Source organism: Algoriphagus sp. PAP.12, from assembly GCF_026652115.1.
In the GTDB taxonomy this organism is placed as follows: domain Bacteria; phylum Bacteroidota; class Bacteroidia; order Cytophagales; family Cyclobacteriaceae; genus Algoriphagus.
In genome coordinates this window covers 1-441 of record NZ_JAPPSQ010000075.1, presented here as the reverse complement: position 1 = coordinate 441, position 441 = coordinate 1, and the positions used below count along the sequence as shown (strand labels likewise).

Below are 441 nucleotides of genomic sequence, written 5' to 3'. Positions count from 1 at the left end.
CATCAAGGTGCTGGATTCCCGGCAGCTTCCCAGATACACTAAACTCTGAGTTTTTTTTCAAGGTTTTCACTCCTTTTTTCATTGACTTTCGGTCAGGGTTTTGGGGTTGAAAGTGCCTTTTTGAGTTATGGGAATGGTTTTTTGAGGTCAGGAACAGGAATCGGCCGGGAGGTCCACTTATCCACGGGTTCTGTGGGAAACTAATGCTTTGACAGCTCCTTTTGAACTGTTATTTTCGAGGCATGAACAAACCTCTGGACCAGTTGACTAAAGCCGAACTCATCGCCTTATTGGGCGAGCAGAGTCAGCAGCTGGAATCCAAAGACCGTCGCATTGAAGATCTGGAAGGGATTCTTGCCAAGTTCCAGAAGATGCTCTTCGGCCAGAAGCGGGAACGCTTTGAATCTTCCGATCAGCTGAGCCTTCCTTTTGAAACCCCAC

General features: G+C 47.6%; 1 protein-coding gene. It reads left to right on the top strand.

The window, feature by feature from the left end; genetic code table 11:
* Positions 1 to 242: 242 nt before the first annotated feature.
* Positions 243 to 441, top strand: a 199-nt coding sequence (locus O0V13_RS21515) for a transposase (protein WP_268037074.1), incomplete at its 3' end; no start/stop codon positions are given.